The 23,522-nt window shown below is 74.2% G+C and carries 22 protein-coding genes; 7 read left to right on the top strand and 15 right to left on the bottom strand.

All coding sequences use genetic code 11. From position 1 onward, the window contains the following. Nucleotides 1–62: 62 nt before the first annotated feature. The 12 genes from IF651_RS11175 to IF651_RS11120 all read right to left on the bottom strand — a co-directional run bounded on the left by IF651_RS11175 (nt 63) and on the right by IF651_RS11120 (nt 12,894). Nucleotides 63–698, bottom strand: a complete 636-nt coding sequence (locus IF651_RS11175; protein ID WP_191829197.1) for a DUF1775 domain-containing protein — start codon at nt 696–698, stop codon at nt 63–65. Next, nucleotides 695–2,452: a FixH family protein gene (locus tag IF651_RS11170; protein ID WP_191829196.1), complete on the bottom strand. Its 1,758-nt coding sequence runs from the start codon at nt 2,450–2,452 to the stop codon at nt 695–697. Before IF651_RS11170 ends, IF651_RS11175 begins: the two co-directional genes overlap by 4 nt. 5 nt (nt 2,453–2,457) lie before the next feature. After that, a complete protein-coding gene (locus IF651_RS11165; protein ID WP_191829195.1) occupies nt 2,458–3,216 on the bottom strand; it encodes a YcnI family copper-binding membrane protein in 759 nt (252 codons plus the stop codon). A 37-nt stretch (nt 3,217–3,253) separates the two neighbouring features. After that, a complete protein-coding gene (locus IF651_RS11160; protein WP_191829194.1) occupies nt 3,254–3,838 on the bottom strand; it encodes a hypothetical protein in 585 nt (194 codons plus the stop codon). Between the two features lie 93 nt (nt 3,839–3,931). After that, nucleotides 3,932–5,236: a Dyp-type peroxidase gene (locus tag IF651_RS11155; protein ID WP_338403908.1), complete on the bottom strand. Its 1,305-nt coding sequence runs from the start codon at nt 5,234–5,236 to the stop codon at nt 3,932–3,934. Then, complete coding sequence (locus IF651_RS11150) at nt 5,233–5,880, bottom strand: copper chaperone PCu(A)C (protein WP_191829193.1); 648 nt, start codon at nt 5,878–5,880, stop codon at nt 5,233–5,235. The genes IF651_RS11155 and IF651_RS11150 overlap by 4 nt, the downstream gene beginning before the upstream one ends. A gap of 80 nt (nt 5,881–5,960) precedes the next feature. Further along, a complete protein-coding gene (locus tag IF651_RS11145; RefSeq protein ID WP_191829192.1) occupies nt 5,961–7,478 on the bottom strand; it encodes a PepSY-associated TM helix domain-containing protein in 1,518 nt (505 codons plus the stop codon). A gap of 136 nt (nt 7,479–7,614) precedes the next feature. Further along, nucleotides 7,615–8,256, bottom strand: a complete 642-nt coding sequence (locus IF651_RS11140; RefSeq protein ID WP_191829191.1) for a hypothetical protein — start codon at nt 8,254–8,256, stop codon at nt 7,615–7,617. Between the two features lie 106 nt (nt 8,257–8,362). Beyond that, nucleotides 8,363–10,477: a bifunctional copper resistance protein CopD/cytochrome c oxidase assembly protein gene (locus tag IF651_RS11135; RefSeq protein ID WP_191829190.1), complete on the bottom strand. Its 2,115-nt coding sequence runs from the start codon at nt 10,475–10,477 to the stop codon at nt 8,363–8,365. 7 nt (nt 10,478–10,484) lie between these two features. After that, a complete protein-coding gene (locus IF651_RS11130; protein ID WP_191829189.1) occupies nt 10,485–11,273 on the bottom strand; it encodes a copper resistance CopC family protein in 789 nt (262 codons plus the stop codon). A 109-nt stretch (nt 11,274–11,382) separates the two neighbouring features. After that, on the bottom strand, nt 11,383–12,066 hold the full coding sequence (locus IF651_RS11125) for a hypothetical protein (RefSeq protein WP_191829188.1): 684 nt from the start codon (nt 12,064–12,066) through the stop codon (nt 11,383–11,385). 96 nt (nt 12,067–12,162) lie between these two features. After that, the gene (locus IF651_RS11120) at nt 12,163–12,894 is read right to left on the bottom strand and encodes a Pr6Pr family membrane protein (RefSeq protein WP_191829187.1); all 732 of its coding nucleotides are present in this window, start codon (nt 12,892–12,894) and stop codon (nt 12,163–12,165) included. Nucleotides 12,895–12,981: 87 nt separating this feature from the next. On the opposite strand from IF651_RS11120, the gene IF651_RS11115 reads away from it, so the two are divergent. Beyond that, entirely contained in the window at nt 12,982–14,262 is a 1,281-nt protein-coding gene (locus IF651_RS11115; protein ID WP_191829186.1) for an amidohydrolase, read from the top strand. Between the two features lie 94 nt (nt 14,263–14,356). On the opposite strand, the gene IF651_RS11110 is transcribed toward IF651_RS11115, so the two are convergent. Further along, the gene (locus tag IF651_RS11110) at nt 14,357–14,710 is read right to left on the bottom strand and encodes a TraR/DksA C4-type zinc finger protein (protein ID WP_191829185.1); all 354 of its coding nucleotides are present in this window, start codon (nt 14,708–14,710) and stop codon (nt 14,357–14,359) included. A gap of 163 nt (nt 14,711–14,873) precedes the next feature. Between IF651_RS11110 and IF651_RS11105 the strand changes: the two genes are divergently transcribed. The 6 genes from IF651_RS11105 to IF651_RS11080 all read left to right on the top strand — a co-directional run bounded on the left by IF651_RS11105 (nt 14,874) and on the right by IF651_RS11080 (nt 19,445). Then, nucleotides 14,874–15,794 (top strand): quinone oxidoreductase family protein, encoded by a 921-nt coding sequence (locus tag IF651_RS11105; RefSeq protein WP_191829184.1) that lies wholly within the window; start codon nt 14,874–14,876, stop codon nt 15,792–15,794. 136 nt (nt 15,795–15,930) lie between these two features. After that, the gene (locus IF651_RS11100; protein ID WP_191829183.1) at nt 15,931–16,401 is read left to right on the top strand and encodes a hypothetical protein; all 471 of its coding nucleotides are present in this window, start codon (nt 15,931–15,933) and stop codon (nt 16,399–16,401) included. An 84-nt stretch (nt 16,402–16,485) separates the two neighbouring features. After that, nucleotides 16,486–16,965 carry a type II toxin-antitoxin system RatA family toxin gene (locus IF651_RS11095; RefSeq protein ID WP_191829182.1) on the top strand — a complete coding sequence of 160 codons (480 nt, stop codon included), beginning with the start codon at nt 16,486–16,488 and terminating at the stop codon, nt 16,963–16,965. Between the two features lie 75 nt (nt 16,966–17,040). Further along, entirely contained in the window at nt 17,041–18,318 is a 1,278-nt protein-coding gene (locus tag IF651_RS11090; RefSeq protein ID WP_191829181.1) for a sensor histidine kinase, read from the top strand. Continuing rightward, nucleotides 18,315–18,980, top strand: a complete 666-nt coding sequence (locus IF651_RS11085) for a response regulator (RefSeq protein ID WP_191829180.1) — start codon at nt 18,315–18,317, stop codon at nt 18,978–18,980. The genes IF651_RS11090 and IF651_RS11085 overlap by 4 nt, the downstream gene beginning before the upstream one ends. A 150-nt stretch (nt 18,981–19,130) precedes the next feature. Next, on the top strand, nt 19,131–19,445 hold the full coding sequence (locus IF651_RS11080) for an SHOCT domain-containing protein (RefSeq protein WP_191829179.1): 315 nt from the start codon (nt 19,131–19,133) through the stop codon (nt 19,443–19,445). Nucleotides 19,446–19,540: 95 nt separating this feature from the next. Here the strand turns inward: IF651_RS11080 and IF651_RS11075 are convergent, their stop codons facing one another. Further along, entirely contained in the window at nt 19,541–21,028 is a 1,488-nt protein-coding gene (locus IF651_RS11075) for a dicarboxylate/amino acid:cation symporter (RefSeq protein WP_422110479.1), read from the bottom strand. Nucleotides 21,029–21,557: 529 nt separating this feature from the next. Further along, nucleotides 21,558–23,468 (bottom strand): penicillin-binding transpeptidase domain-containing protein, encoded by a 1,911-nt coding sequence (locus tag IF651_RS11070; protein WP_338403907.1) that lies wholly within the window; start codon nt 23,466–23,468, stop codon nt 21,558–21,560. Between the last annotated feature and the right edge of the window lie 54 nt (nt 23,469–23,522).

Raw genomic sequence — 23,522 nt, 5'->3', positions numbered from 1 at the left:
CGAGGGACGCCGCCGGGGCGGGTTCGGGACGTCCATGAAGAGTGATCTACATCACAGCACTCTCAGGCGGTGCTCGCTCGGCGACGGGCGGCCCACCCACCGGCAGCGCCCGCGGCGACCGCCAGGACCACGACGCCCACGGCCAACGGGCCGAGCGGAGTCGACGTTCCTCCCGCCGGTGCGTCCGGCGCAGCCCCGGCGGCCGACGCAGGAGCGAGGGTTGCCGCCGTGCCCACGAACGTCGGCGCCGGGTACGCGCCCGTCGGGTCGGCGTCGGTCCACGCCAAGACCTCTCCCGACGGGCACTCCTGCTCGGTCGGGAACACGAAGGTGTGCCCGATCTCGCCCTCCGCCCGGACGTCGAGCGTGAGCTCGGCGCGCTCGCCGTCGGGCACGGGCTCGCCCTCCCAGCTCACCGCGTCCGCCGAGACGTCCGCGGTCCAGCCGTCCGGCTGGCCGGCCGCGAGCGCCTCGACCCCCGCGGGCATCGTGACGCGCACCGCGTCCGTGGCCTCGCCGTCGCACCCGTGGTCGAACGTGAAGGTGATCCGCGACGTCCCGTCGCCGTTCGGCTCCACGCTCCCGACGGTCACGTGCGCGGCCGCCGGGACGGCAGGCAGCAGGACGAGCGCGGCCGCGGCGAGCCCCCCCAGCACGATCCGTGGTGCCCGACGCCGCGGGCTCGGTTCGCGGGTCATGGTCCCACCTCCACGGGGATCTCGACGATCGGACTCTCGTACTTCGACGTCCGCACGCTCACGGTGAGCGTCCAGTCGCCGGGCAGCGGCAGGTCGAGCGGCGCCTCGTAGGCGCCGGTCGCCGTCTCGGTCAGGGGATGGTCGAACGGACCGATCGCCGGCTCCGCCAGGGTGGCGGAGACCTCGGGGGTGTCCACGGGTTCCAGGGGGTCGCCGTCGGCGTCGGTCAGGACGATCTCGAGCGAGTTCACACCGACCGCACCGGGGGTGACCGTGGCCTCGAGCGTGCCGTCCCCGAGCGGCTCGGTGACCACGACGACGTCGTGCGCCCCGTGCTCGGCGCCCGCGGCGGCGTCGTCCCCGGATCCTCCCGTCGCGTCGGTGGCCTCCACCGGGCTGCTGGAGACGAGCAGCCCGGTCACGGCGAGCACCACGACGAGCAGCGCGGCCTCGACGCCGACGGTCCGCCCGAGCCGACGCCGGGCGTCCGCGCCGGCCGTCGCGCCGCCGGCGCCGTCGGACGCGTCGGAACCCGGCGCCATGGCCGGCACCAGCTTGTACCGGTTCCATGCGGCGACGGCGACGATGCTCAGCGCCACCCCGACCTTGACGACGAGCGTCTGCCCGTAGGCCGTCGAGAAGAGCGCGTCGAGCGTCCCGAGGATCCGCCAGCCCAGCACGGTCCCCGTCAGGGCGAGAGTCAGGACGAGCCACGCCCCGAGGCTCGAGAACCGGGACACGGTCACCGCCGCGCGTCGTGGGTCGACCCGGGCGGAGGGAGCGAGCGTCAGCCCCAGACCGACGACCCCGCCGAGCCACACCGCTCCGGCGGCGACGTGCAGCACGTCGGTCGTCACGACGAGCCATGCGGGCGCGAACGTGCGCGTGTGCCCGACGAGGACGAGCGAGCCGAGCGCGAGCGCCGCTCCGCCGAGCGCGACAGCGGCGGGCCACGCGGAGCGCGTCCCGCGTCCGGCGCGGGGGGCGGCGACCGTCGCGGCGACGATCCCGACGAGGCCGAGCGCGCCCGCGAGCGCGGTGTCGGACCGGAACCCCGTGCGCCAGATCGAGGGCTCGACCAAGGCACCGAGATCCGCACCGGCCTGCCACGCGACCGTGAGGGGGACCGAGAGGACGATCCCGACCACGGCGACGCCGCACGCGACGTCGCGCACCCGCCGCAGCCGGGCGCGCAGGACCGGCATCGCACCCGGCGTGGCGTGCAGGATCAGGAGCTCGAACACGACGATCCCGGCGACGAGGAAGGTCCCGACGTAGACGGCCGCCTGGTCGACGGCACGGGCCACGACGACGCCCGAGGACGCGGTCTCGATCTCCGCCGCGGCGGCGTCGACCGGCGTCTCGCTCGGTGCACCCACGGAGAAGGAGAACGCCCCCGCGATCGGGTGGGAGTCGAGAGAGATGACGCGCCAGCTCACGACGTACGTGCCGTCGGCGAGCGCGTCGTCGGGTGTGACGACGACCGCGTCGTCCACCGCGGTGACGGACACCGGGACGGGCGCGCCGTCGGCGTCGAGGACGCTCGTGCCGCCCTCGACCACCTGGACCGGTTCGTTGAACGTGACGGTCAGGTCGTCGGGCGGCGCGTCGAGGACCTGACCGTCGGACGGGTCGGTGCCGACGAGCACGGCGTGCGCCGCGGCCGGGCCGCCCGCGAGGATCGCGAGCAGCAGCCCGGCCGCGGCGCTGAGGAGCAGCGCCACCGCCCGGTACCGCACCGAGTGGTGGGTCACCGCGGTCAGCCCTGGGTGCGGCGCGTGCGCAGGAACGCGACGAGCCCCAGCACCAGACCGGCGGCACCCAGCGCGAGCGCGACCCAGGTCGCCGCGGGGGTCCCGGCGTCGTCCGACGACGCGACCGCCGTGCCGTCGGCGGCCGGCTCCTCGGCGTCGGCCTCGGCCACGTCCGCGGTCTCCTCGTCGGCCGTCGCCTCCTCGTCCGTCGCGGCGGCGTCACCCTCCGCCTCGGCGGCGGTGACCTCGAACATCGGGGCGGGGAGGTCGAGCTCTTCCTCGCTCTGGCCCTCGGCCGGGACCTCGACCCAGGCGCTCTCGCCCTCCTCGCACGTCTGGACGGTCGGGAAGACGAGAGTATCGCCCGCGACGTCGGGGATCTTCAGGGACAGCACGAACGCATCCCGGTAGCCGTCCGGCAGCGGGGTCTTCGCCGTGTACACGACCTCGGAGACGCGCTCGGTGTACTCGCCGCCGTGACCGTCGGCCACCGGGGAGTCGAGGTCTTCCATGACCTTCTCCACGTCCCAGCCCGGGTTGACGCTCGGCGTCACCGCGACGATCTGCTCGGGCATCTGGACCGACACCTCGGTGGTGGAGGAGGCGTCGCAGCCGTGCGGGACGCTGACGGTCAGCAGGCCGTACGAGCCGGCGGTGGTCGTGTCCGGGGTGATGGTGACGTGCGCGGACGCGATGCTCGCGCCCGCGACGACGAGTCCGGTGGTCAGGGTGGCGGCGCTGAGTGCGCGCAGGGTCTTTCGCATGGTGTTGCCTCTCAGGTCAGGAGTTCAGGCCGGAAGTTCATGTCAGGAGTTCGGAGTGGGCGGGGGCGAGGATGGTCCACGGCGGCGCCCGGCCGTGCCACGCCCCGCGGACGGGCGCGGCGTGCGCGACGGGCGCTCCCGTGCGGGGCGCGGCAGATCTGGGCACGAGGACCGGTGCGCCGTCGTGGACGGCACCGAGGCCCGTCAGCCACGCCCACAGGCGCCACAGGACCGCGTCGCCGTACCGCAGCACGAGCGCGAGGCCGAGGGTCGCCGCCGCGTGCGCTGCGAGCATGGCGACGGCGGCCGCCAGGTCGGCCGTCGTGGCGTGGCCGGGGACCGCGGACCGGGTGGCCGGCCCGAGCGCGGCGCACCGCTCGAACGCCACATGCAGGACGAGCTGCCCGGTGCCGAGCAGCGCGAGCAGGCGCGGCAGCCCGAGCCGAGCGCGGGTGAACGGCAGGACGCCGACCGCCGTGAGCACCGTGAGCACGAGCAGGGGGACCACGCCCGGGCCACGACCGCCCGCGAGAAGGTGGGAGAGGACGGACAGCCCGACGACCGCCGCGGCGAGCAGCAGCACTCGCGCGCGGCGGAGCATCCCCGCTCCGGGCGTCGTCACGCGCGAACCATAGCGCTCGGTGCTAACGGTCCCGAGGACGTCGGCGCACCGGGGTCGGCACCGGCCCGGTGCGGGGCTCCGGCCACGGCACGCTCACCCATCGAGAAGCACCTGCCCCAGGTACTCGCCCGGCCGCGCTCCCGGCGGCACTGCGAAGACCGCGGAGCCGACCGGCGTCGTCCACTCGTTGAGGAGGTCCAGCTCGTCCAGCCGCTGCTGGATCGGGACGAACTGACGGTCCACGTCGGCCTGGAAGGTGACGAACACCAGACCCGAGTCGGACAGCGCACCCGGCGACGGCGGGGCGTCGTAGTTGTACGCGCGGCGCAGGAACCGCTGTCCGGCGTCGTCGGTGCGGGCGCGCCGGATGTGCGCGAACGGGCCGATGACGTCGAGACCGTTCGCGTCCTTCGCCGCGAGGTCCGGCTCGTCGTGCTCGTGGGTCCCGGTCAGGGGTGCGCCGGTGTCGAGCCTGCGCCCGACCGCCTGCTCGCGGCCCGAGCGGTCGAGCTCGTCCCACGTGTCCAGGTCCATCGCGATGCGGCGCACGACCATCGACGTGCCACCTGCGAGCCAGCCGGCGCCGTCGTCCGGGTGCCACACGAGGTCGGGGTCGATCCCCGGGTCGGGGTTGCGCGTCCCGTCGACCTGGCCCATGAGGTTGCGCATCGTCGTGCCCGGCGGCCGCGCCCCGGGCGTTCCGCGGAACCCGCGCTGCACCCAGCGCACCGTCGTGAACGTGCGCGCCTCCTTGGTGAGCAGGCGCAGCGCGTGCGAGACGGTGGTGTCGTCGTCGGCGCAGACCTGCAGCACGAGGTCGCCGCCGTTCCAGCGGTCCTCGAGCCGGTCGACGCCGAACGCGGGCAGCGGGCGCAGCCACGTCGGACGACGGTCCTCGAGACCCGCCGCGGTGAACAGCCCGGGCCCGTACCCCACCGTCACGGTGAGGCTCGCGGGGACTGTCGCGAGCTCGGGCTCGGTGTCGGCGAGCCCGGGCTCCCCGGCCATGAGGCGCTCGACGTCGTCCGTCCAGATCCGCATGAGCCGCACCAGGGCGTCCCGGTCCACGCCCTCCACGAGGTCGAACGCGACGAACGCGCCGAACGCCTGCGGGGGCGTGGTCACGCCGGGCTGGCGCGCGCCGCGGAACTCGACGGTCGCGCGACCGCTCGCGTCCGGCGGCGCGGCCGGCGCCGCGGACCCCGCCGTGGGTGACGGCGCGGCCGCCGCCTCCCAGGCCGAGCGGCCGCCGAGCGCCAGGGCGGCGCCGCCGAACGCGGCGGCACCACCCCGCAGGAACGCGCGGCGGGACGCCCCGCGCCGAGCCGAGCCGACACCGTCCGTCCCGTCGTCGGCGTCGGGCCCGTGGGCCCTGTCGACCTTCTCCGAGCCGGTCACGAGTCGGCGTTCTCGCTGTCGCCGCCGTCGGCCCCGTCCATGCTCTCCATGCCCTCCATGTCGTCGTCACCGTGGTACTCCTCGTTCGCGCCGGAGAACGAGCGCGCAGGGGCGACGAACTCGAAGGTCGAGCCGTCCTCGGCCGTCAGGACCACGTCGACGTCGTCACCCGGCTGCACCGGTGTCTGGAGGTCCATGAGCATGACGTGGTTCCCGCCGGGCGCCAGCTCGAGGCCCTCCCCGGCCGGGACGACGAAGCCGCCCTCCTTCTGCTGCATGACCATCGCCCCGTCGTCGCCGGCCACCATCTCGTGCAGCTCCGACATGCCGGCGACGTCGCTGGTCGCGGACACGATGCGCACGTCGGCGTCGGAGTCGTTGACCAGGATGCCGAACGCCGCGGTCATCCCCTCGTCGGCGGCCTTGGCCCACGGGTCGGTGATCTCCAGCGCGGCCGCCTCCGTCGTCTGCGCAGCGCCGTCGGCGGTGTCGACCGCCCCGGGGTCGGCGGACGCGTCCGACGAGCAGGCGGCGAGGCCGACGGCGAGCGCGGCCACGCCCGCTCCGGCGAGCACGCGGGTGCGGTTCGTGGCCGGCTTCCTCGTGGTGGTGGTCGGGTCGGTCGTGCGGATCGGCTGGGTCATGATGCTCTCCTCGGGACGGTCGTCAGGTGTGCGGGCAGCGGCCGGGCGGCTCGGCGGCCTCGCGGGGTTCGGGTGGCGCGTCACGCGGCGATCCGGCGTCGTGCGCGAGCGGCCAGCAGCAGGTCGACGAGCAGGAAGACCGCCAGCGGGACGCCGAACCACGGCAGGACCCAGCCGACGCCCGCGGCGAGCGCGATGACGGCCACGGCGAGCCAGGTGGGTGCCCGGCGCAGCCCACCGCGCGGGGGAAGCGGCCCCGGGCCCCGTCCCAGGGCTCGCGTGGGCCGACGCAACCACCACATCCGGTAGCCCAGGACGATCAGCGTGATGAGCCCGACGGCGAGTGCCGCCAGCGCGAGCTGGTTCCAGATCCCGAACAGCAGGCCCATGTGCAGCGAGATGCCCATCGTCGTGAGCTTCGCCGGCAGCGGGTAGCCCTCGAAGTCGAGCTGGTCCACGACCGCTCCGCTACGGCCGTCGATCGCGACCGAGTCCTGCTGCAGCGGCCAGGACCGCTTGACCTCGCTGACCGTCCACGCCTGGCCCGGACCGTCGGGCGGGGTGATCTGCAACGGGTCTCGCAGTCCTTCTCCGCGCGCCACCGCGAGCGCGCCGTTGATCCCGAGGCCGGCCGTCAGGACGTCGTCGGACGTGGCCGCGGACCCGGCTCCCCCGGAGTGGTCGTGCTCGCCACCCTGCACCTCGGCGGACGGGTCGGCGTCGGGCAGCGCGGTGTCGATCTGCGGCGTTCCCCAGGACAGCGCCGCGCGTACGTCGGAGATGTTGGCGCCCGCCCGCTCGGACCACGTGAGCCCGGTGACCGAGAGACCGAGGAGCCCCACGATCGCCAGGGTCCCCACCGCTCCGTGCCAGGACAGCACGCGCTTGCGCACGCTGCGGGCGCGGACCTCCGGCACGACGAGGCGCCGGGCCTTGCGGGTGCGTGCGACGCGTGCGACCCACATCGCGAGCCCGCCCAGCGCGACGACCCACAGCCACGACGCCGCGAGCTCGGAGTACCAGCGACCGGCCTCACCGAGGTGCAGGTTGCGGTGCAGGTCGTCGAACCAGGCGCGCACCGGCAGCCACTCGCCGAAGGTCGGCAGGGCGCCCTGGACCTCGAGCGTGTAGGGGTCGACGAACACCGTGCGCGTGTATCCCTCGGGCACGTCGTCGACCGCGAGCACGACACGCGTCGTGCGGTCGGGGGTCGCGGGGGGTCGCACCTGCACGACCGATCCCTCGGGGTGGGCGTCGCGCGCCGCCGCGACCTGCTGGTCCATCGCGAACGTCGTGGGGCCGACCTCGTCGACGAACAGCTCCTGGCCGTGCACGATCGGCTCGAGGGTCGGGGTCGTGGTGTAGAGCAGGCCCGTGGTCGCCGCCACGAGCAGGAACGGGCCGACGAGGATGCCGGCATAGAAGTGCAGCCGGTGCACCAGGGGGCGCAGCGCCTCCCAGATCCCCGCCCGGGGCGGGGGGAGGTCACCCGGACCGGTCGCAGCCTTCGTCGGGGGGCGGGTGTCGGTCAGCACGGCGGTCGGCGGCTGGGCCGGCGCCGTGTCGCCCTCGGTCGAGCGAGGGGTCACAGAAGTCATCGGTCGTCGTGCCTTTCGCGGCAGCACGGCCGTGCGGGGGCATGCGATGCCCCGGGGACGGATGTGCGAGAGATGGTGGACGGCGGTGACCGCACGCGCCGTCCACGGCGTCGCACAGGGTGCGACGCCAGGCCGGTCAGGCGACGGTCGGCATGCCCGACGGCGGCCCGCGCCGTGGCGCGACCGAGCGGAGCACCTGCTGCAGGGTGCGAGCACCGCGCGCGGTGAAGGGAACCGTGGCCGGCCGTGCCGGCGGGACGGGGACGAGGATGCCCAGCAACGCGGGCAGCAGCCAGGTCCACACCGCGATCGCGAGCCGGGCAGCGCGCTCGGTCGCGGCGAGGAGGACCGCCGTGACGACGACGGCCGCGGCGTGCGTGACGAGCATGGCCGCGCCGACGCCGTGACCGGCCTGCGCGGTGTGCTCGCCGGCCATGGCCGGCATCGACCCGGCGGCGCCGCCCGGCATCGCCCCGGCGAGCATGAACCCGTGGTGCAGGACGAGCTGCAGGAGGGCGAGGAACGGGACGAGCACCAGCACGCGAGAGCGAGCACGCGCGACCAGGGCGCAGAGCGCGACCGTCAGCGCGCCGAGGACGACGAGGCTCGGCGTTCCCGGTACGTGCCCGCCTGCCGTGGCGTGCGCGACGGCACCGACCGTGAGAGACGTCGAGGCGAGCACGCCGGTGCGTACCCCGCGCGCGAGGGGCACGGGCATGCCGGACGTCCGCGCCGCAGCGCCGGGCCCCGTCCGTCCCACCGTGCTCGTGGTCGTCATCGACCTGTTCCTCCGCTCGAGACCGAGGCCGCCGCGTCGCGCCCTTCGTCCGTCCGGGTCCGAACGTACCGCCACTTTTGACAGTGGTCAATCAAAAGTGCGATGTTCATCGTCCCTGACGGTCGTCCTCGCGCGCCATCTCGGCGAGGCGAGCGTTGTAGGCCACCAGCTCGGCGTCGCCGTCACGATCGGCCTGACGGTCCCGGCGCCGTGCGACGCGCTCGTCGTCCTTCGTCCACTGCACCGCCACGATGATCGCGACGAGCAGCACGGGCAGCTCACCCGCACCCCACGCGATCGAGCCGCCCACCGCCTGGTCGTCGAGCAGCTCCTGGCGGTCGGTGTACTGCATCGCCGTCCACCAGTCCTCGGCGAGGAGCTGCTGGTCCGCCATGACGGCGACGCCGAAGAACGCGTGGAAGGCCATCGTGACGAGCAGGACGAGCAGGCGGATCGGGTAGGCCGCGCGCGCCGGACCGGGGTCGACGCCGAGGATGACCCAGAAGAACAGGTAACCGCTGAGCAGGAAGTGGACCTGCATGAGCAGGTGCCCGGGGTGCTCGAACAGGGCGTACTGGAACCAGCCGGTGAAGTAGAAGACGACCAGGCTGCCGGCGAAGATCCCGCCCGCCACGGCCGGTCGTGTGAGGAACCGGGAGTACCGCGAGTGCACGGCGACGAGGATCCACTCGCGCGGCCCGCGCGAGGCGTCGCGGCGCGCCGGCAGCGCACGCAGCGCGAGGCTCACGGGCGCACCGAGCGCGAGCGGCAGGGGGACGAACATCATGAGCGACATGTGCTGGATCATGTGGGTCGAGAAGTGCAGCGAGCCGAACGCGCCGGGCCCACCGCTCGTCGCCCACGCGAGCAGGACGCAGCCGAGCAGCCACATGACCGTGCGGCCCACCGGCCAGCGGTCCCCGCGGCGCACGAGCCGCACGACCCCCGCGACGTACAGCCCGGCGAGGCTCGCAGCGATCCCGAGGAACAGCCAGTCCGGCTGGAACGTCAGCAGCATCGCGCGCACGGAGACCGGGCCGGGGTCCGGGAAGCCGAGGAGCGAGTACCGCACGTCGTAGGTGACCGGGTCCTGGGGAACGGGCGGCGCGGACCGCGACAGCGCGACCGACGCGCCGAACGTGATTGCCATGACCAGCACCTCGCTCACCGCGAGGCGGGCGAACGCCCGGCCACCCCCGGGGCCGGAGAGCCGCGGGATGATGCGGCGGCGTTGCAGCCACCCCGCGACGCCCAGGAGCGAGATCGCGACGATCTTGACGCACAGGATCCAGCCGTACGTCGTCGTGACGAGGTCGGCTGGCGACTCGAGGCGCAGCGACGCGTTGATGACGCCGGAGAACAGCGCAGCACCGAAGCACCAGGCCGCGATCGTGGAGTAGCGCGCGACGACCTGGGGCAGCGCGGCCTTGTCGATGCGCGGGCGCAGGAGCACGAGCCCGACGAGACCGCCCGCCCACAGGGTCACCGCGACCAGGTGGATGAGCAGCGAGTTGACCGCGTTGAGGTGCTCGGCCGCGCCCGCAGCGTGCCCCGACAGCGCGACGGGCAGGAGGGCCGCGAGCGAGAGCACGAACGCGGTCGCGACCCGACCGACCGTCCGGGCGCCGGTCGCGACCGCGAGCGTCGCGGCCACCAGCAGCGCCGAGACGGACAGGTACTGACCCAGCTCGATCCCCGTCGCGTAGTAGCGGACCTGACCCCAGAAGCCCGGGTCACCGGGCGACATCCCGGTCGAGTTCCCCGCCGTGAAGACGATGACGGCGACGGCTGCCGCGAGCCACACCGCAGCGGCCCGCGCGGCCCAGCGCGTCGCCGTCCACTGGGTGTACGACACCGCCCCGCGAACCTCTCGCTGACCGGGCAGGACGACCGTCGCGAGCAGGAGCAGCCCGATCGTCAGTGCCGCCGCGGCGTCGTGCACGACGCGCGCGACCGGCAACCCGTAGCGCACGACGGCGCCCGGGTCCATGAGCTGGCGCGGCGCGAGCTCTCCCGTCAGCGCCAGTCCGGCGATCGCGACGAGCACCGCGACCGGCAAGCACCAGAGCAGCACCACCTCCGTCGCCCGCATCGCGGGCAGGCGGAAGCCCTCGACGGGCGGGGTGTCGCCCGTCGAGGTCGCGCCGTCGTCCCGCGGCTCGTCGGCACGAGCGCTCGCCTGCTCGGTCGAGCGGTCCGGGGTGCGGTGCGCGGTGCTCATGTCAGTCTCAGGCAGGGGTGTCCGGGCCGCGGTGGGCCTCGTCGCTGCCGTCGCTCCCGTCGCTCCCACCGGCACCGCGGCGGCGCCACGCGATCACACCGACGACCGCGACGGCGAGGATCAGGACCGCGCCGGTCACGAGGGCGATGGTGGTCGTGGCCGAGCCGTCGGAGTCCTCGTCCGCCGGACCGGCCGAGGCGCTCTGCGACGGGGTGGCGTCGTCCGCCGTGCCCGACGCCGCGTCGTCCGACTCCTGCGCGCTCTCGGCCCCGGTCTCGGTGCCCTCGGACTCCTGGTCCTCGGTCGTCGGGTCCTCGGCGGGCGCGGACTCCGGCTGGTCCGCGAGGGTGAAGCCGAACGTGCCCTCGATGGGGTGCCCGTCCGACGACACCACGCGCCACGCGACGCTGTACGCACCGCCGGTCAGCGTGCCGTCCTCGATCGGGAGGGTCGCGTCGGCACCGTCGATGGTCGGGGTGCCGTCGAGCACGACGTCGCCCGCGGCGTCGGTCATGACGACCTGCGGCTGCACGTCCAGGGGCTCGGTGCTGAAGGTGAGCGTGATCGCGGCGGGCGGCGCGTCGAGCTCGGCGCCGTCGGCCGGGTCCGTGGACACGATCTGGTCGTGCGCCTGCGCGGGCAGCGCGCCGAGCGTCGCGAGGAACGCGGTCAGCGCGAGCGCGCCGACGAGCGACAGGAGGACCACGACGGCAGCGGGCAGGACCGGCCGACGTGCCGGCCGCGGGGTCGCGGCGAGCGCACGGATGCGCGCGGGAATGAGAGTGCTGGGATTCATCGATGTCTTCCGTCCGGCGCGGGGGGTGTCGCGCGGTAGTGCCCAGGGTACGGCGGATGCCGGGGTCGGCGACGTCGGGGGGTCCGCAGGGGCGGACGAGCGAGGAGGGCTAGGGAGCGGTCCCGACGAGCCTGCCGCCGACCGGTGGTCCGCGCGTCGGCGCCGCACCGGCGTGCCGGTGCGCGAGGCGCCGGACGCGCGCGACGACGACCGCCGCGCGGGGCGCTGTGGGCAGTGTCACGGTCCGCGGGACGCGGACGAGGCGCGACGAGAGCCACCCGAGGAGGCGCTCGAACGCTCGCTCGCCGCGGGCGAGCACCAGGGCGAGGACGACGGTCGCCGCGACGTGCGCGGCGAGCATCACCCACCCGGCCGTCCCGGACGTGTGGTGGGCGTGCGTGGCGAGGGAGCCCGCGACGTCGGGCACGGTGGCGCTGCCCGACGACGTCCCGCACGCGAGCGCGGAACCGTGCCCGGCGTGCCCGGCGGTGGCCGAGACGCACGACGCCCCGCCCACGGTGCCGTGCGGGTCGTGCCCGCCCAGCCAGGTGAGCGCGCCGTGCAGCACGAGCTGCGCCCCGCCCAGGAGGACCACGAGCCGTGGGACGGTGAAGCGGGCGCGGGCGGCCGCCGTCGTGCCCGCGACCGTGAACGCGGCGAGCGCCGCGACGACCAGCGGGTCGGGCAGCGAGCCGCCACCGACGCGGTGCGCGGCAGCGGTGAGGGCCAGCACGAGCGTCGCCACGAGCACGGCACGCACCACGCGCGACGGACCAGGGACGGACGAGCTCACGAGTGGAACCCTAGCCGGACGTGGCCCCTCCGGGCAGCGTGGCCTCCGTGGGGCGTCGAGGGTCGGGGTGCCGTCCGTGTCCACGCGAGGCCCTGGTCAGCGCTGGTCGGGTGCAGGCCTCGAGCCGTCGACCGCGGTCCCCTGCGTCGTGGTCCCTGCGACCTCACCGGCCTCCGTCGGTGCGTCGCGCCCGGACGGAGTGCTGCCGTCGGGGTAGCCGCCGATCAGCGGGCGCGGCGGCAGGACCCGGTCGATCCCGACGAGCACGAGCCCGAGGACGAAGAACGCCGCGCCGTAGACCAGCAGGTTCGCGCCGAGGCCCGCCCACCCGAGCGCGTCGAGGTCGACGAACGCGTACGGGTACTCGCTCCCGGGGCTCAGTGCCCCCCGGACCAGGGCGAACACGAAGTACGCCACCGGGTAGAGCAGCCACTGCAGGGCGGTCAGGCCACGGAAGCGGCGGTGGGCGTCGAGGAGCACGAAGTCGGCGAACACCGCGAGCGGCAGGACCTGGTGCTCGATCTGCCCGTCGGTCAGGCCGAGGAACACCGCGGGAGCGTCGGGCGACTCCGGCTCGAGGACGAGCAGCGCCACCAGCCCGGTGATGGCGGCGGCGAGCGTCACCACGCCCTTGAACCACGCGGGCGGCTGCGTCGTGCGCAGGAGCGACGCGATCCCTGCCCACGCGAACGAGATCGCGACGAGGAAACCCGTCTGGTTCGTGAAGTACACGAGTCCCTCGACGTCGCCGTGCAGCCAGATCTCGCGCGTGCCGACGAGCGCGAGGACGACGAGGAAGAGTCGGAACAGCCCGACCAGGACGGACATGCGGGCTCCTTCGCGCGCGGACGGCGGGTACGGCAGGAGGATAGCGCCCCGTCGCCGACCGCGGTTGCTCGGGGCGATGATGGGGGGATGACGACCTCATCCCACCCCCGCCCCGCCCGCACCGAGCCGCGCACCGCGCGCGGCACCGTCGCCGTGACGAACGGCTACGTCGTGCCCGTCTCCGCTCCCCCGATCGAGAACGGGACGGTCCTGGTCGAGGACGGGGTGATCACCGCCGTCGGGCGCGACGTCACGGTGCCGGACGGCGCACGCGTCGTCGACGCCGCGGGGCGCTGGGTCCTGCCCGGGTTCGTCGAGTCCCACGCCCACATGGGCGTGCACGAGGAGGGCGAGGGCTGGGCCGGCAACGACACGAACGAGATGACGAACCCGAACGGCGCGGCCTTCCGCGCGATCGACGCGATCTACGTCGAGGACGAGGGCTTCCGCGACGCGCTCGCGGGCGGTGTCACGACCGCCGTCGTGAAGCCCGGGTCCGGCAACCCGATCGGCGGCCAGACCGTCGCGATCAAGACGTGGGGCGGGCGGACCGTCGACGAGCAGGTGATCCGCGAGGCGGTGTCGGTGAAGTCGGCGCTCGGCGAGAACCCCAAGCGCGTGTACGGGGACAAGAAGCAGACGCCGTCCACCCGGCTGGGCGTGGCGCAGGTCATCCGCGCGGCCTTCGTGGACGCGCAGAACTACGCGGCCAAGCGCGACGCGGCCGAGGCGAAGGGCGAGCCGTTCGACCGCGACCTGACGAAGGAGACGCTGGCGCGCGTGCTCGCGGGCGAGCTGTTCTGGGACCAGCACACCCACCGCGCCGACGACATCGCGACCGCGCTGCGCCTCGCCGACGAGTTCGGCTACCGGCTCGTGGTGAACCACGGGACCGACGGTGCCGCGATCGCCGACGTGCTGGCCGAGCGCGACGTCCCGGTGATCTTCGGGCCCATGCTCACGTCGCGGTCCAAGGTCGAGCTGCGCGACCGCGACATCGCGACACTCGGCGTGCTCGCCCGCGCGGGCGTGCGCGTCGCGATCACGACCGACCACCCGGTCGTGCCGATCAACTTCCTCGTGCACCAGGCGTCGTTCGCGGTCAAGGAGGGGCTGGACCGCGAGACCGCGCTCGCGGCGCTGACGGTCAACCCGGCGTCGTTCCTCGAGCTGGACGACCGCGTCGGGGCCCTGGCGCCGGGCCTGGACGGCGACGTCGTGATCTGGTCGGACGACCCGCTCGACGTGACCTCGCGCGCAGAGCACGTCTTCATCACGGGCACCGAGGTCTACCGCTGGGACGAGGCGGCGAACGACGGCCGCGGCACGGGCCACGTCACGGAACGCGCGACCCGGTTCACCGCCTGACCGCGCCCCTGGCCACCCGATGGCCGAGAGGTGAGCTGCCGCCCCTGTTTCGCGTGAAGCAGGGGCGGCAGCTCACGTCTCGGCGGGTGGGGGCTCAGGTGCTCGCGCAGGGGATGCACGTGCGGGCCGTGGGGCGTGCCGCCAGGCGTGCGGCGGCGATCGGGGCTCGGCAGGTCGCGCACGTCCCGTACGTGCCCGCGTCGAGACGAGCGAGCGCGGCGTCGACCTCCTCGACCTGGGCCGCGGCGTCGCGCGCGAACGCCTCGACCTGGGCGCGCTCGAACGCGATCGTCGCGCCGTCAGGGTCGTGCTCGTCGTCGGCGTTCGAGTCGCGCGACGCGTCCACGATGTCCGCGACGTCGCCGCGCAGGGCAGCGAGGCGACCGACCGCCTGCGACCGCAGCGCGACCAAGCGCTCGCGCGCCGCAGTCTCTTCGAGCTCGTCCACACCTCCCACAACACCGCACGCCCCGCACGACTTCCCGCCCGCCGAGAAGTGAGCTGCGGCCCCTGAAGACCGACGGATCGGGGCGGCAGCTCACTGCTCGGCGGGCGTTCGTGGGACGGGACCGCAGAGCGGTGTCGGCCGAGCGGTGGAAGAGTGTCGTGACATGAGCACGGTCGTCACGTTCGACGAGTTCGGCGGACCCGAGAAGCTCCGTGTCGACGACGAGCACGTCGCCGACCCGGGGCCCGGTCAGGTGCGCGTCGCCAACCGCGTCGTCGGGGTCAACCCCGCCGACCTCAAGCGCCTCTCCGGTGCGTTCGGGGGCAAGGTCCCCGCCGTCCTCGGGTTCGAGGCGGCCGGGGTGGTCGACGCCGTCGGTCCCGACGTCGCGGACCTCGCCCCGGGCGACGACGTGCTGTGGAACGGGACGGGAGCGCAGCGTGCGCTGTCGGTCGTGTCCGTCGAGCAGGTCCGACGCCGCCCGGCGTCGGTCCCGGCCGAGCTGGCGGCCGTCCTGCCGGTCGCGGCGGCCACGGCGTTCTCCGCTCTCGTGCAGGCGGACGTGAGCGAGGGCGACGTCGTGCTGCTGCACGGCGCGAGCGGCGGTGTCGGCACGGCGGCCGTCCAGATCGCGCAGGCGCTCGGCGCCCGCGTGGTCGGGACAGCCTCGGAGCCCAACCACGACTACCTGCGCGACCTGGGCGCGACTCCGGTCGCCTACGGTTCGGGGCTGGTCGACGCCGTCCGGGCGCTGCCGGACGGGCTCGGAGAGGTCGACGTCGTGATCGACCTCGTGGGCACCGACGAGACGATCGCTGCGACCCTCGACCTGCTCCACGGTCGGACGACCTCCGACGACGGTGCGCCGCGCGCGGTGACGATCACGGGCGGCGAGACGTCGAGCGCCGCCGGAATCACCGACAAGACGGACGCGCGCGGCGCTCTCGACGAGGTGCTCGCGCTCGCCGAGGCCGGCCGCCTCCGGGTCCCCGTCCAGACCTTCCCGCTCGCCGAGGCGGCCGACGCGCTGCGGCTGGTCGCCGGCGGTCACGTGCGCGGCAAGGTCGTCCTGACGGTCGACTGAACCCGGTACGCCCGTACCGGTCCTGTGAACCTCCGCACACGCGGGGCCGAAGAACCGCAGGATCCCGCGGATCCGCGGTCCGACGGCGCGCGCCGCAGCTTGCGCAAGGGCACCCTCGCGCGTTGCAATCCTGATCATGCGTCAGTCCCTCCTCACCGCCACGGCGGTGCTCGCCAGCGCCCTCCTCCTGTCCTCCTGCGCCTCGACGACCGACCCGTCGGCCGAGGCGTCCGACACCTCCCAGAGCCAGACGGAGAGCCCGGCCGCGACCGACGCCCCGGAGCCGACCGTCGTCACGGTCGAGCAGACGTGCGCCGGGTTCTACGACGGCGGCAAGAACTCCCTCGCGAAGCGCGTGAGCAGCACGTTCGCCCTCACCTCCGAGACGGTCACGGACGAGAGCGGCGTCGAGCTCGCCACGACGCGCGACAAGATCGCGTCGGTGCAGCGCTTCGCCGAGCCCGAGCTCCAGGAGAACCTCAACGGCATCAAGGCGCCGTTCCAGGCCGCGCTGGAAGGGGTCGACGTCGTCACCACGGAGTTCCAGCCCTCTCTCGACGCGTTCCGCGCTCAGTGCGTCGACGCCGGGTACGAGTTCACCTCCTGACCTCGTCCCTCCGGCCCGGCCGCCCCGTCCTTCCGAGGGCGGGGCGTCCGCGCGTCCGGGGAGGTGGCATGGCAGCATCGACGGATGCCCGTCGTCGAGTCCTCGCTCATCGTCCCGGTCGACCCGGCGACCGCGTTCGCCGTCTCGCAGACCACGGGTGACGTGCGCCTGCGCTGGGACCCGTTCATCCGACGGCAACGGTTCCTCGACGGCGCGACCGCCCCGGCGAAAGGGGTGCGCACCCTGACCCGGCACCGGTCCGGGTTGTCGATGGTCAGCGAGTACGTGTCGTACAACCCGCCGACCAACGTGGGCATGCGCATGGTCCGCGGCTCGTGGTTCTTCGAGAACCTCGCGGGCGGCTGGCGGTTCGCCCCCGACCCGTCCGGCGGCACGCGCGCGACCTGGCGCTACAGCTTCCGCTGCCGCCCCCGCTGGCTCGCACCGCTCGCGGAACGGATCGGGACGTGGTTCCTCGGCCGTGACATCGACCGGCGCATCGCAGGCTTCGCCCGCGGCTGCACCGACCCGGTCGTCCTGGCGGCGGTCACCCCCACCCCCTGACCCCACCACCGGGGGACGGCGCGCGGTACTGCGGGACGACGCGTGGGGCGTCGGGTGCGGCGTAGCGTTCGACGTATGGGCCCGCTGGACCGTCGTCGACCCCGCGTGTTCCTCGCGGTGCTCCTCACGGCGATCTCCGTGCTCGGCACCCTGGGGGCCGCCCATGGTCAGCCGCAGGCGCGCACGCCCGACGCCGCGGCGTTCGCCCTCCTCCTCGTCGCACCCGTCGTGGTCGTCCTGCTCCCCACCCGCTCCGTGCGCCGCACCGCGGTCGCGGTCGTCGTCTCCGTCGCGGCGTGCGGCGCCTACCTCGCGGCGGGCTACCCGTGGGGACCCGCGCTCGCGGGGCCCGTGGTCGTGCTCGCCGCGGTCGTGCTGAGCGGACCGGTCGCGCGCAGCCGTGCCGTCGCGTGGGGTGGCGCCGTCCTGCTGGCGGGGACGGTCGTGGCCGCGACCACGGCGCGACCGGACGCACCGCCGCCCGCCTCGCTGCTCGGCGGGGCCGCCTGGACCGTCGTCGTGCTGCTCGCCGCGGTCGCCGTCCGCGACCGGGCCGCGCGGGCCGCCGAGGCGAGGGAGGCCCGGCGCGCGACCCAGGAGGAGCGCGAGCGCAACGCCGTCGCGGCCGAGCGGCTGCGCATCGCGCGCGAGGTGCACGACGTGCTCGCCCACTCGCTGTCCGCGATCTCCGTGCAGGCCGGTGTCGGTCTGCACCTGCTCGACCGCGACCCGGAGCAGGCGCGCCGCGCGCTCGCCGCGATCCGCTCGACGAGCGTCGAGGCGCTCGACGAGGTCCGCGCGGTGCTCGGGGTCGTGCGGGCGGAGCCCGGCGACGGCCTGCGCGAGCCGCCGGAGGCCGCCTCGCCGCTCGCACCGACGTGGGACCTGACCGCGCTCGCGCGGCTCGTGCAGCAGGCGAGCGCGGGCGGCCTCGACGTGCGGCTCGACGTCGACCCGGCCGCCCGGGCGCTGCCGGACCGGCTCGTCGGCGTGGTCTACCGCGTGGTCCAGGAGTCGCTGACCAACATCCGCCGGCACGCGCCCGACGCGTCGCGCGCCGACGTGCGCGTCCGGGTGGAGGCGGGACCACCCGGGTCGCGCGGTCCGCGCACGGTCACGGTCGTGGTGTCCGACGACGGTGCGACGCCCGCCGCGACGCCGTTCCCTCCGCCCGGCTACGGGCTGCGCGGCATGCGGGAGCGCGTCGGGTCCGTCGGCGGGAGGCTCGACCACGGTCCGTCTGCGGGCCACGCCGGGCGCCCCGGTGGACGTGGGTTCCGGGTTCGGGCACGCTTTCCGTGGCCGGCACCGACGCCGGGAACACCGACCGTCCCGCCCGAGGAGACACCGTGATCGACGTCGTGCTGGCCGACGACCAGGCCCTCGTGCGCGGCGGCTTCCGCGCGCTGATCGACTCCGAGGACGACATGCGCGTCGTGGCGGAGGCCGCGACCGGAGAGGACGCGGTGCAGCTCGCGCTCGAGCACCTGCCGGACGTCGTGCTCATGGACATCCGCATGCCCGGCGTGGACGGTCTCGAGGCGACGCGGCGCATCGTCGCCGACCGTGCGGCGTCGCACGTCCACGTGGTGGTCGTCACGACGTTCGAGCACGACGACTACGTGACCGACGCGATCCGCGGCGGCGCGAGCGGCTTCCTCGTCAAGGACACGGAGCCGGCCGACCTCGTGCGCGCCGTGCGCGTCGCGGCGTGCGGGGACGCGCTCCTGTCCCCGACCGTCACCCGGCGCCTGCTCGCACGGGTCGCGGATGCCACGCGCGCCGTCGGGCCGGTGGACGGTCTGACGGACCTGACGCCACGCGAGCGCGAGGTGCTCGGCCAGGTCGCGGGCGGGCTGTCGAACGAGGAGATCGCGGGGACGCTCTACCTTTCCGAGTCGACCGTGAAGACCCACGTGTCCCGCACGATGGCCAAGCTCGGCGCGCGCGACCGCGCACAGCTCGTCGTCGCGGCGTACGAGTCGGGGCTCGTACGACCGGGCTGGGCGCACTGAACCCGCCGTCCCCGACGGCACCACGGGGGTAGCCCGGTCGGCACGGGCGGGGGACGACGCGGCGTCGGGCACCGGGAAGCCTGGAGTCACGGCCGCAGCGGCGGCCGTGCGCACCGACCGTCGGCGCGCCGCACCCGACCGGAGGTCGTCATGCTCACCGCACTCGCCACCGCACCTGTGACCGGCACGATCACTGCTGCCGTGGTCACCGGTCCCCACTGGGGGCCGGGGCCGTGGTGGTTCATCTTCCCGCTGCTGTGGTTCCTGCTGTTCGCGTCCGTGATCTTCCTGATCGCCCGGCGGGCCCGCCGCGGCTGGGGACCGGGCGGCTCCGGGCCGTGGCGCCACGCCGGCCCGGACCCGGTCGCGATCCTCGGCGAGCGCTACGCGCGCGGCGAGATCGACGAGTCCGAGTACCGCGCGCGCCTCACCGTGCTGCGCGAGCCGCGCCCGCCGCAGTCCTGACCCGCGCGCCAGGGAACGCGGGAACGGGGCGGTGTCGTCGTCCGGCGGACGACGACACCGCCCCGTTCCCGGTGGTGCTGGTGACGTGCTCGACGTCAGCGGGCGGGAGCGAGCTCCCGCTCGTGGGTGCCCGACGCCGCGGCCTCCTCGGTCGTGGACGTGACGTCCGCGGCCTCGTCGTCGGCAAAGAGGTCCTCTGCCGACGCGGCCTCGTACTGCTCGATGTCGAGGATGCCTTCTCGCTTGGCGACGATCGTCGGGATCAGCGCCTGCCCGGCGACGTTGACCGCGGTGCGGCCCATGTCGAGGATCGGGTCGATCGCGAGCAGCAGCCCGACGCCGGCCAGCGGGAGGCCCAGCGTCGAGAGCGTCAGGGTGAGCATGACGACGGCGCCCGTGAGGCCCGCGGTCGCGGCGGAGCCCACGACGGACACGAACGCGATGAGCAGGTAGTCGGTGATCGACAGGTTGATGCCGAAGATCTCCGCGACGAAGATCGCCGAGATGGCCGGGTAGATCGAGGCGCAACCGTCCATCTTGGTGGTCGCGGCCAGCGGCACCGCGAACGACGCGTACTCGCGCGGGACGCCCAGGTTCCGCTCGGTCACACGCTCGGTGACGGGGAGCGTGCCGATCGAGGAGCGCGAGACGAACGCGAGCTGGATCGCGGGCCAGGCGCCGCGGAAGTAGCTCATGACCTTCAGGCCGTTGGCCCGCAGCAGCACCGGGTACTCGATGAACAGCACGATCGCGAGGCCGACGTAGATCGCGACGGCGAACCATGCGAGCGAGCTCAGCGACGACCAGCCGTAGGTGGCGATCGCGTTGCCGATGAGGCCCAGCGTGCCGAGCGGCGCGAGGCGGATGATCCACCACAGGACCTTCTGGATGATCGCGAGAGCCGAGCGGTTGAACGCGAGGAACGGGTCGGCCTTGCTGCCGGACTTCAGGGCTGCGATGCCGATGACGAGCGCGACGACGAGGATCTGCAGCACGTTGAAGTTGATCGACGTCGTGGCGCCGGTGACCGCGCCGTCCGCAGCGGTGTCGAGGTCGGTCCCAGCACCGAGGCCCAGGACGTTGCCCGGGATGATGCCGGTGAGGAAGTCGAGCCACGAGCCGGTGTGGCCGACCTCGGACGCATCGTCGATCGAGACCGACGCGCGGTTGCCGGGCTGGAAGATCAGGCCGAGGCCGATGCCGACGGCGACGGAGATCGCGGCGGTGATGGCGAACCAGAGCAGCGTCTGACCCGCGAGGCGCGCGGCGTTGGTGACGGTTCGCAGGTTCGCGATGGACGCGACGATCGCCGTGAAGATGAGCGGCGGGACGATCGCCTTGAGCAGCGTGACGAACGAGGAGCCGATCGTCGCGAGCGTCGTGGTGAGGCCGTTGGGGACCTCGCCGTCGGCGTCCTGCGGGCCGATCGCGAGCGCGATGCCGCCGAGCGCGATACCGAGCGCGAGGCCCAGGAGGATCTGGACGCTGAACGACGGGAAGCGCAGCCGTCGCTTCACGGGCGCCGACGACGCGTCGTCGTGGCGGTCGGAAGCCTGCTGGGGCTTCTTGGGAGAGGAGGACACGGAGGAGCCTTTCGTGACGTTCGGCGGCGCGCTGCCTGGCGCCGACCTCGGGAGGGGGAGGTGGACGTCGTCGCGGTCCGGCGTCAGCCGGTCGGCGCGAGGCTCGGTCGCGTGCACCGTCCAGCCCCCACGGGCGCAGTGCGCCGAGGTGTCGGAGGCGGGTCGAGCGGCAGAGCCACGGTGCTGACCGGAGGCGCGGCGGTGCGCACCCGGCACGGTGGGCCGGGAAGGTCAGCGACGACGAAGGGTCAGCGACACAGAGCGCTGGCGACGCGACGAAGGTCGACGACGCGGCGCTCGGTGAGGTACCACGTAGGCACGCTGACGGACACGAAGTGTCTCCCGGAGGTCGCTGGGTGATCGCTGGGTGATCGGCGGGCGGCAAAGATCGTCGCCTGCAGCACCGATCCTACCTGCTCGTCGACAACGCCCGACCACCCGCAGACATTCCCGTCACGGTGGAGCAAGCGGTGACCGCGTCGCGCACCGCGCACACCCGCTGCCCCCGACCCTCGTCGTGGGACACGGGTCAGTGGTTCGGCGCGTCGAGGAACGCGTGCATGAGCGGACCGGCCGTCACGGAACCGCCCTCTCCCGTCTCGACGAACACCGCGACCGCGAGGTCGTCCTGCGTCGCGATCATCCAGGCGTGCGCGACGCTGCCGTCGTCGTACTGCGCGGTGCCGGTCTTGGCGCCCAGCTCTCCGGGCAGGTCCTGCAGGTCCGACGCCGACCCGTCCGTGACGACCGACGCCATGAGGCTGCGCAGGGTCGCCGCCTCGTCCTCGGTGAGGTCGCCCGCGTCCGGTGTCTCGTCCGCCACGGACTGCACGTCCGGGTGCACCAGGACCGGCGACACGCGGTGGCCGGCGGACACGCTCGCCGCGACGGTCGCCATCGCGAGCGGCGACGCGAGGACTCGGCCCTGGCCGATCATCGACGCCGCGTGGTCCGTCCCTTGCGAGTCCGTGGGGACGTCGCCGAAGTACGCGGGCGCGCCGAGATCCGACTCGACGCCCAGGCCGAGGGAGGCCGCGGCGTCGTGCAGGGCCTGCTGGTCGACCGTGTCCCGCTGGCCGATCATCGCCGTGTTGCACGAGTTCGCGAACGCGGTCCGCAGCGGCACGTCGCCGAGCGCGTCGGCGGGATACCCGGGCACGTTCTGGAACTCGCGCCCGTCGACCGTGATCGTCTCGGGGCACGAGACGGTGCTGTCCGGGGTCAGGCCGGCCCGGAGCATCGCGAGCGTCGACGCGACCTTGAACGTCGAGCCCGGTGCGTACTGCCCGGTGGTCGCGGTGGACAGGCCGTCGCCCGCCGTCGCGCTCGCCGCGGCGAGCACGTCGCCCGTCGAGGGCTCGATCGCCACGATCGCCGCGGGGGTCGTCTGGTCCGCGAGCACCTGCTCCGCGGCGACCTGCATGTCGGGGCGCAGCGTCGTGCTGAGCGCCACGCCGTCGACCGGGTCGACGGCGAAGACCTCGACGGGCTCCTCGTCCTCGGCGCTGCCGTCGGGCACGACCGAGATCGAGACGCCGGGCGCGCCGCGCAGCTGCTGGTCGTACTGGCGCTGCAGCCCTGACAGACCCACGGTGTCCCCGGCGACGATCTCGCCCTCCGACTCGTCGACGATCTCGGCCGTGGCGTCGCCCACCCGGCCGAGGATCGGCCGCGCGAACTCGCGCGTGGGGGCGAGCGGGAGCTCGTCGTCGATGACGGCGACACCGTCGATCGCCCGGGCGTCGTCCACGTCGATGCCCGCCGTGTCCTGCGTCCGCACCGTGATCGCCTCGACGAACGCCTTCTCCCCCGCACCGGCGACCTGCTCGGCGTACGCGTCGGCATCGATCCCGACGACGTCCGCGAGGTCGCGCGCCGCGCTCTCCCAGCCGGAGGCGTCCACGTGCGTCTTGTCGACACCGATCCGGTACACGGGACGGTCGGCGACGATCGAGGCGTCGTCGGCCCCGAGGATCTCCGCGCGCTCGGCCCGCACGCGTTCGACGGCGAGCCTGTCGCCGTCCTGCAGGTCCGGCACGAGCACGTCGGGTTCCCAGACCGCGGCCCACTCCCCGGGGCCGTCCTCGCCCTCGGCAGGTTCGACGAACGCGAGGTCGACGCTCGTCGTGTACTCCCACGCCGCCTCGTCGGACATGTCCCAGGTGTAGGCGAGGGTCGCGGTGGCGCGCTGGGCGTCGCCGTCCTCCGCGTCGTCGACCGTGAGCTTCTCGACCTCGACGGTGTGCTCGACGTCGGCCACCGGCTCCAGGACCGCGTCCAGGTGGTCCTGGACCGTCGTCGCGTCGAGGTCGACGAACGCGACCCCGCTCACGTCCGCGCGCGCGATGCCCTCGGCGAGCGCGGCGGCGGCCCCGTCCGGGGACGGCTGGTCAGGTGTGCAGGCCGCAAGGGGCAGCGCCAACGCCGGCAGCACCAGCACGGCAACGCTTCGTCGATGACGCACGCACGACCCCCAGAATTCGGATGAACACGA

The sequence above is a fragment of the Cellulosimicrobium arenosum genome (genome assembly GCF_014837295.1).
GTDB lineage: Bacteria > Actinomycetota > Actinomycetes > Actinomycetales > Cellulomonadaceae > Cellulosimicrobium > Cellulosimicrobium arenosum.
The sequence above is the reverse complement of the archived record's forward strand: the minus strand, read 5'-3'. Positions and strand labels throughout refer to the sequence as shown.

Bases quoted from the DNA above. Each gene is read 5' to 3' on its own strand.
- IF651_RS11175 (WP_191829197.1), bottom strand. From the start codon at position 698: ATGACCCGCGAACCGAGCCCGCGGCGTCGGGCACCACGGATCGTGCTG.
- IF651_RS11165 (WP_191829195.1), bottom strand. From the start codon at position 3,216: ATGCGAAAGACCCTGCGCGCACTCAGCGCCGCCACCCTGACCACCGGA.
- IF651_RS11150 (WP_191829193.1), bottom strand. From the start codon at position 5,880: ATGACCCAGCCGATCCGCACGACCGACCCGACCACCACCACGAGGAAG.
- IF651_RS11145 (WP_191829192.1), bottom strand. From the start codon at position 7,478: ATGACTTCTGTGACCCCTCGCTCGACCGAGGGCGACACGGCGCCGGCC.
- IF651_RS11140 (WP_191829191.1), bottom strand. From the start codon at position 8,256: ATGACGACCACGAGCACGGTGGGACGGACGGGGCCCGGCGCTGCGGCG.
- IF651_RS11135 (WP_191829190.1), bottom strand. From the start codon at position 10,477: ATGAGCACCGCGCACCGCACCCCGGACCGCTCGACCGAGCAGGCGAGC.
- IF651_RS11130 (WP_191829189.1), bottom strand. From the start codon at position 11,273: ATGAATCCCAGCACTCTCATTCCCGCGCGCATCCGTGCGCTCGCCGCG.
- IF651_RS11120 (WP_191829187.1), bottom strand. From the start codon at position 12,894: ATGTCCGTCCTGGTCGGGCTGTTCCGACTCTTCCTCGTCGTCCTCGCG.
- IF651_RS11115 (WP_191829186.1), top strand. From the start codon at position 12,982: ATGACGACCTCATCCCACCCCCGCCCCGCCCGCACCGAGCCGCGCACC.
- IF651_RS11105 (WP_191829184.1), top strand. From the start codon at position 14,874: ATGAGCACGGTCGTCACGTTCGACGAGTTCGGCGGACCCGAGAAGCTC.
- IF651_RS11100 (WP_191829183.1), top strand. From the start codon at position 15,931: ATGCGTCAGTCCCTCCTCACCGCCACGGCGGTGCTCGCCAGCGCCCTC.
- IF651_RS11095 (WP_191829182.1), top strand. From the start codon at position 16,486: ATGCCCGTCGTCGAGTCCTCGCTCATCGTCCCGGTCGACCCGGCGACC.
- IF651_RS11090 (WP_191829181.1), top strand. From the start codon at position 17,041: ATGGGCCCGCTGGACCGTCGTCGACCCCGCGTGTTCCTCGCGGTGCTC.
- IF651_RS11080 (WP_191829179.1), top strand. From the start codon at position 19,131: ATGCTCACCGCACTCGCCACCGCACCTGTGACCGGCACGATCACTGCT.